Source organism: Xanthomonas sp. LMG 12462, assembly GCF_009192885.1.
In the GTDB taxonomy this organism is placed as follows: Bacteria; Pseudomonadota; Gammaproteobacteria; order Xanthomonadales; family Xanthomonadaceae; genus Xanthomonas_A; species Xanthomonas_A sontii.
The window spans coordinates 1-5708 of sequence record NZ_NMPP01000056.1; the positions used below are offsets into that span (position 1 = coordinate 1).

The 5708-nt window shown below is 70.6% G+C and carries 4 protein-coding genes; 2 read left to right on the top strand and 2 right to left on the bottom strand.

All coding sequences use genetic code 11. The annotated features are described in order from the left end of the window. Nucleotides 1-176 precede the first annotated feature (176 nt). Complete coding sequence (gene mprF / locus CEK69_RS14055; RefSeq protein WP_152246234.1) at nucleotides 177-2741, bottom strand: bifunctional lysylphosphatidylglycerol flippase/synthetase MprF; 2565 nt, start codon at nucleotides 2739-2741, stop codon at nucleotides 177-179. 502 nt (nucleotides 2742-3243) lie between these two features. Here mprF and CEK69_RS14060 point away from each other — a divergent pair. After that, nucleotides 3244-3936 (top strand): DUF998 domain-containing protein, encoded by a 693-nt coding sequence (locus tag CEK69_RS14060; protein ID WP_152246236.1) that lies wholly within the window; start codon nucleotides 3244-3246, stop codon nucleotides 3934-3936. Further along, complete coding sequence (locus CEK69_RS14065) at nucleotides 3933-4277, top strand: RidA family protein (protein ID WP_017910151.1); 345 nt, start codon at nucleotides 3933-3935, stop codon at nucleotides 4275-4277. Before CEK69_RS14060 ends, CEK69_RS14065 begins: the two co-directional genes overlap by 4 nt. A gap of 205 nt (nucleotides 4278-4482) precedes the next feature. Here CEK69_RS14065 and CEK69_RS14070 read toward each other — a convergent pair whose 3' ends face one another. Further along, entirely contained in the window at nucleotides 4483-5559 is a 1077-nt protein-coding gene (locus CEK69_RS14070; protein WP_152246238.1) for a cyclopropane-fatty-acyl-phospholipid synthase family protein, read from the bottom strand. Between the last annotated feature and the right edge of the window lie 149 nt (nucleotides 5560-5708).

A 5708-nucleotide genomic window follows, 5' to 3' on the forward strand; every position in this document is an offset into this window, starting at 1 on the left:
CTCCATGGCGGTCGTACCCTCACCCCAACCCCTCTCCCGGGGGGAGAGGGGCTTTGCTGTTCCTTCTCCCCTCGGGAGAAGGTGCCCCGAAGGGGCGGATGAGGGTGCGGCGCGAAGCCTCGTAAAGCTCCGGCAAACGGGGTAGCCAGGCCAATCCCGACTCCCCAATCCCCGCCTCACTCCGGCTTGCGCGGATCCAGCGAGATCAGTCGGGTCACGTCCAGCAGGGCGGCGGGCAGGTGCATGCCGCCGGGGGCGGCGAGGTAGCGGGTGCGCCAGGCAGGGGCGAACTTGGACTTGAAGCGGCGCAGGCCGGTGAAGCCGTAGAAGCGTTCGCCGTGGCGCACGATCAGGTTGCCGAAGCGGTTCCAGCGCCCGGCCAGGCGGTGCTGGGCCAGGCCCGACAGCGGCGCCATGCCCAGCGAGAAGCGCTTGTAGCCCTGGTCGCGGCCCCACAGGAACAGCTCGATGAACAGGAAGTCCATCGTGCCCTTCGGCGCATCGGCGATGTGCCGCATCAGGTCCACCGACAGCTCGTGACCGGCCGGGGCCTGCCACAGGTTGGCGAAGGCCACGACCCTGCCCTCGAACTCCACCACCGCGATCGGGAAGCGGCGCAGGTAGGCCGGGTCGAAGCTGCCCAGCGAGAAGCCCTTCTCGGCACCGGCCTTGTCTTCCAGCCACTGCTGCGAGACCTCGGCCAGCACCGGCATCAGCGCGTCCACCGCGTCGGTCTCGACGATGCGGAAGCTCAGCCCGCTGCGCTTGCCGCGGTTCCAGGCCTGGCGCAGGTCGGCGCGGTCGCGGCCTTCCAGGTGGAAGCCCTCCAGCGACACCATCGCTTCCTCGCCGAGCTTGACCAGGGTCAGGCCCAGGTCCAGGTAGGTCTGCCAGTGCTGCTCGCCGACCTGGTAGAACACCGGGCGCAGGCCCATGCGGTCGGCTTCCTCGCGGAAGCGCCAGATCAGCGCGCGGGCCACTTCCGGCGCGCCGACCGGGTCGCCCATCGCCACCAGCGAGCCGCCGTAGCGCTGCATCATCACGAAGCCGGGGCCGTCCTCGGCCTGCAGCAGCGCCTTGTCGCCGGTCAGCACCAGGCAGGCCTGGGTGTCGGTGGCCTCGGCCAGCACCGGCGCCAACGCGTCCAGTTGCGCGCCATCGGCCGGCGGCAATGGCGAGCGCGTGCTGTGCAGCAGCCGCGCCAGCCCGAACACCACCACCGCCACGCTGACCAGCAGCACCGCGCGCAGCGCACGCGGCGCGTTGGCCGAGGTGGCGAATTCCCACCACAGCTCGTTCTGGTATTCGACGTGGCTGTAGACGAAGAACAGCAGCCAGATCGTGGCGATCAGCACCAGGCCGAGGTTGCGCAGCCACGGCCACGACCAGGCCTCGTCGAGCAGCGCGCCCTCGCGGTAGAACTCGCGGCGCGCGCCCCACAGGCCGACCGCCACCACCAGCGAGGACAGCGCCACCGAGACGTGGCCGCCGCGCAGCCAGGCCGGCAGCGGCAGCAGCACGCAGATGCCGATCGCCAGCACCCAGGCGGCATGGCTGCGCCGCTGCAGGCCCTGGCCGATCAGCAGCAGCACCACGCCGCCGAGGCTGGCCAGCAGGTGCGAGGTTTCCATGATCGACAGCGGCGCCATGTCCTGGCGGCGCTTGGGCGTGGGCAGGGTGCCGTCGATGACCAGCGCCGCGCCGACCGCGAACACCGCCAGGGCGATGATCTGCGGCAGCCACGGGCGCAGCGTGCGCCAGGCCACGCGCACGCCGCCGGCACTGGCGGCCAGCGGCCGGCGCAGGCCGGACAGCGACGCCATCAGCACCGACAGCAGCAGCGGCACCACGTAGTAGGTGATGCGGTAGATCAGCGCCGCCGCCAGCACCGCCGCCGGCGCCACGCCGGGCAGCAGCTTGAGCAGGCTCCACTCGAACACGCCCAGGCCGGCCGGCACGGTCGAGACCAGGCCCGCCACCACCGCGACCAGGTACAGGCCGACGAAGCCGATGTATTCGATGCCCGATTCGTTGGGCAGCAGTACGTAGAACGCGGCACTGGCCAGGCCCAGTTCGACCACGCTCAGCGCGGTCACGCCCAGGGTGGTGCGCCGGTCCGGCAGCCACAGCTCATGGGCGCGCCAGCGCAGGGTGCGGCCGTCGCGACCGGCCAGCAGCAGCATCGTGGCGAAGCCGACCAGCAACGCGATGCCGATCGCGCGCACCGCAGTCGCGCCGACCGGCAGCGCCAGCGCCGCCGCGGCCGGTTCCAGGGTCAGGGCCAGCGCCAGCAGCAGCCACGCGCCGAACACGAAGCCGAGCGTGCTCATCAGCACCACCTGGCCGATCTCGGCCAGGCTCAGCCCGACCCGGCCGTAGCCGCGCAGGCGTACCGCGCCGCCGGTCAACGCGGCGAAGCCCAGGGTCTGCCCGACCGCATGCGCCAGGAACGCGGTGATGCTGATCCGCATCGGGTGCAGCTTGCGCCCGCTGCGGCGCAGGCCGACGGCATCGAAGCCGATCAGGCAGGCGTAGCTGCTCAGGCCCAGCAGCAGGGTCAGCACGATCTGGCTGAGGCTCAGCTGGTTGAAGGCGTGACGGATCGCACTGTAGCCGTGGGTGCTGAACTCCGTGGCCAGCGCGTGCAGCGCCAGGGCCAGGATCGCCAGGCTGGCCAGCACCGGCAGCGCACGGCGCCAGCCGGGCGTGGGTGCGGCAGTAGAGGGCGCGGCGTCGGTCATTGCGGACGGACGGCGGCGAGGCGCGACGGCGCACGTTGCGCGGTGCGCGACGCGGCCGGAGCGGAAGTGCGGGTGAAACGAAGACGGGCCATCGCGATACCGGTTGGATGAAAGCGTGTGACGAACATTGAGAGGGCTGCGACCAAGTGGCTGCGTCGCGGTGGGTGGGGTGTCGGGGCAAGCCGGGTTGCACCGGCCTGCCGCGCATCACCCTGGTGGGATGCCACGCGTCAGGTCCCGACAGCGGTCGCGGTCAGCGGCGCGCAGGCGAGTCCGGTACCGGTGAGCTTGGCGCCCTCCCGGGCCGCACCCCGCAGCGCACACATCGCACCCCTGTCAGCCGTACCGCTCCTCTTGCCGTGCATCCCACGCTCCAGGCTATACCGGCCGTGCCGGCGACGCGCATGATAGTGGAATCGCACGTCGCCACGGCGTCGGGACCGCGGCAGGGGCCGTGGCCGGCGCATGTGGCGACGGTCTGTGTCGGTTCCGGAGCCTGTCGATGCCCTTGTCCGCATCTCCCTTTCCCACGCCGCCGCGCTGGACGCGCCTGGCCGGCGCCGCGGCGCTGCTGCTGGCGCTGCTGTTCCTCGGCGTGGCCGTGGCGTTGCAGGTCGTGCGTGCCGATCTGCACTGGCAGCAGGCCACGCTCAGCCAGTACCTGCATGGGCCTGGCGGGCTGCTGCTGCGCACCGTCTACGTCCTGCTGGCCGTCGGCGTGGTGGCGCTGGCGGCCGGGCTGTATGCGCAGGCGCCGCCACGCGCGCGCAGCGGCGCGCCGGTCGTGCTGTTCGGCTGCGCCGCGCTCGGCCTGTGCGGCGTGGCGATCGGCGACAGCTATCTGCCGCAGCGCGCACCGCTGCTGGCGCCGCTGGTGCACGGGCTCTCCGCGCAGACCGCGTTCCTGTGCGTGACCACGGCGATGCTGCTGCAGAGCGCGTGGCTGCGCGGGCAGGCGGCGTGGAAGGGCCGCGCCGGACCGTTGCTGCTGTTGGCGGTGCTGGCGTTCGTAGCCCTGTGGGTGCATGTGCTGTGGCGCGCGCCGCCGCGCGGGCTGACCCAGAAACTGCCGATCGTGTTGATCCTGGCCTGGCTGCTGCCGGTGGCGTATCGCGTGTGGCGGCCGGTGCCTGCAGCCGCGGCGCAATCGCGCGACAATGGCGTGGTCTTCCCACTACAGGACAGCGCATCATGATCCAGCGTTTCGATACCGGCCCGCGGATGTCGGAGATGACCGTGTACAACGGCGTGGCCTATCTGGCCGGGCAGATCGCGGACGATACCAGCGAAGACATCGCCGGCCAGACCCGCCAGGTGCTGGCGGCGATCGACCGGTTGCTGGCGCTCGCCGCCACCGACAAGAGCCGGATCCTGCGCGCGGAGATCTTCATGACCGACCTGGCCGAGTTCGCCGAAATGAACAAGGTCTGGGAAGAATGGGTCAGCCCGGGCAACACCCCGGCCCGCGCCACCGTGCAGGCCAAGCTGGCCGACCCGGCCTGGAAGATCGAGATCGTGATTACCGCGGCGGCGTGAAAGCCGGGAATGGGGAGTCGGGAATCGGAAAGCCGGCAGTGCGTCGCCTGAGCGACCGCGTGAAGCTGTGGCTTTAGCCGCGACAGGCGTCGCCGGTAAAGCCCGTCGCGGTTGACCGGAAGTTCCTTGGGTGCGCAGGTAACCCGGGCACTCGCGGGACGCCCATTCCCGTTTCCCCATTCTCCATTCCCGGCACCCCGGCACTTCAGCGCCTGACGAACCGGTAATGCGCCACGCCCCACTGCTGGCCCTGTTCATAGCCGAACAGTTCCGCGCAGGCCATCCAGAACATGCGCCAGCGTTGCCACCAGATCTTGGCGTCGGCGCCGTAGGTGGCCTGCAGCACCGGCATCAGCGTGTCGCGGTGGCGGTCCTGGTTGTGCAGCCAGGCGTTGGCGGTCTTCTCGTAATGCTGGCCGGACAGCAGCCAGCGGCGTTCTATCGCCAGGTCGTCCTGGAACTGCAGCAGGGTGTCGGCCGCCGGCATCAGGCCGCCGGTGAAGAAGTGCCGGCCCATCCAGTTGTCCTCGCCCTGCACCTCGAACGGGTAGGCCAGATCGCGATGGCAGAAGATGTGCACGAACAGCCGGCCGCCCGGCACCAGCCAGTGGCTGACCCGCTTGAGCAGTTCGCGGTAGTTGCGCATGTGCTCGAACATCTCGATCGAGACCACACGGTCGTAGCTCTCGGTCGGCAGGGTGAGGGTGTTGGCGTCGTGGGTGATCACCTTGACGTTGTTCAGCCCGCGCGCACGGCACTGCGCTTCGATGTGCTCGCGCTGCGGCCGCGAGTTGGACACGGCGGTGATGCGCGCGCCGGGGAATTGCTCGGCCATCCACAAGGTCAGCGAGCCCCAGCCGCAGCCCAGTTCGAGGATGCGCTGGCGGTCGCGCAACTGTGCACGTTCGGCGTACAGCTGCAGCATGCGTTCCTCGGCCGCATCGAGATCGGGCGTGGTCGCGTCCCAGTAGCAGCTGCTGTACTTCAGGCGCTTGCCCAGGCACAGCTCGAAGAAGCGCGGCGGCACTTCGTAGTGCTGGCGGTTGGCTGCGTCGGTCTCGATCGCGATGGCGCTCTCGCGCAGCGATTCGATCAGCAGGCGCTGGCGCTCCCAGGCCGCGTCGGCGCCGCCGGCGCGCTCGTCGCGCAGGCGTTGCGCGCACAACCGGCGCATCGCCGCGCGCAGCATGGCGTCGGGCAGCAGGCCGGATTCGGCCAAGCGCGTGGCCAGCGGCTCGGCCGGCGCGGCGGGCGGGGAAGAGGTGGCGAAGGTGCTGGACATGTCGGATCTCCTGGCGCGGCTCAGTGCCGCGGCGGCATGGGGAAGAAGGCGCTGGTGCTGCGCTGGTAGTCGGCGTAGTCGCGGCCGCGCGAGCGCAGCGCTTGCTGTTCGGTATAGGGGAGGCTCTTTTAAACATTTTCGAGCCCCCC

Coding starts and splice junctions, on each gene's coding strand:
- CEK69_RS14060 (WP_152246236.1), top strand. CDS start 3,244: ATGCCCTTGTCCGCATCTCCCTTTCCCACGCCGCCGCGCTGGACGCGC.
- CEK69_RS14065 (WP_017910151.1), top strand. CDS start 3,933: ATGATCCAGCGTTTCGATACCGGCCCGCGGATGTCGGAGATGACCGTG.
- CEK69_RS14070 (WP_152246238.1), bottom strand. CDS start 5,559: ATGTCCAGCACCTTCGCCACCTCTTCCCCGCCCGCCGCGCCGGCCGAG.
- mprF (WP_152246234.1), bottom strand. CDS start 2,741: ATGACCGACGCCGCGCCCTCTACTGCCGCACCCACGCCCGGCTGGCGC.